Here is a 1,057-nt window from a genome sequence, read left to right as displayed (position 1 = left end):
CTACTCAAACAGGAGCCACGCCTACTTAACCCGGTGACACGCCGATCTCCCACAGCCTTGACGCCGGACCCAGGCCGCTAACCGAACGGCATTGCCGTTAGTCGACCCTCATCCGGGCATCGCATGACACGTTCGGTCACGTCCATGACCGGACACCGGTGATCACCCCGAAGGACCTCCACGATCGATGGCTGGACCCGACCAGGACAGTGCGGGACCTGGCGCAGCACTTTACTAAGGGGTCGCTTCAGAAAACGGAAAAAATCGTACGCTAAGGTCTCGCCGACGGAGGTAACCGCTGGCTCACAGTTTGACGATTGAAGCCCCGCCAAAGGTTCACAGCCTGTGAAAAGCACCAGACATCCAGACATCCACAGGGCCAGGTGACTCGGCCAAATCTTCCATCCCTACGGCGGAGCGAAGCGCCCCTCAGAAACTAGCCGCAGAAGCAAGCTTTTTCAACAGCGAGCCCCGCCCGCAAGCCGACCCTCTACGGGACACTTCTCGACCAAGCGGTTTCACGGCCTGGTGGGCATCCGTCTAAGTTATGCGTGGTGTCGACCTCGCCGTCGCAAATATCTCCGGCATGCACGCGTAGGCTTGTTGTCCAGCCATCCCGTCCACGCGGTCGAGGCGTCGTGTCTCGCGGGATGAGGCGACGTCCGGGCCGCAGCGCACGCCCGCCCCGATCAGGTCCATATTCGACACGGCATAATTGTAAAACGCCTTGACAAATATTGTCATTATCGGAAGGGTGAATGTACTGGTCCGCATCGGGGCAGATCAGACAATGTATTGGGGGACTGTGAAAAATACTGGTACCAGGCTTGTCTTGGGCTTTGACGCCGGGTGCATGGCCTGCAGCAAAATCGCCGACGAAGTGGCGGTAGCCACCGGCGGAAATCTTGAAGTCATGAACTTGTCTTCACCGGAAATGGTCGCTTGGCGGGTAGCCGCGTTAGCCCCAATGCCGTTCGGTTAGCGGCCTGGGTCCGGCGTCAAGGCTGTGGGAGATCGGCGTGTCACCGGGTTAAGCTGGCGTGGCTCCTGTTTGAGT

At 59.2% G+C, this 1,057-nt stretch carries 1 protein-coding gene; it reads right to left on the bottom strand.

Annotated features, from left to right (window positions below; translation table 11 throughout):
* Nucleotides 1-540 precede the first annotated feature (540 nt).
* Entirely contained in the window at nt 541-699 is a 159-nt protein-coding gene (locus RCH07_RS19360) for a hypothetical protein (RefSeq protein WP_442784875.1), read from the bottom strand.
* Between the last annotated feature and the right edge of the window lie 358 nt (nt 700-1,057).

This window comes from Arthrobacter sp. CG_A4, from assembly GCF_035985125.1.
In the GTDB taxonomy this organism is placed as follows: Bacteria; Actinomycetota; Actinomycetes; order Actinomycetales; family Micrococcaceae; genus Arthrobacter.
The sequence above is the reverse complement of the archived record's forward strand: the minus strand, read 5'-3'. Positions and strand labels throughout refer to the sequence as shown.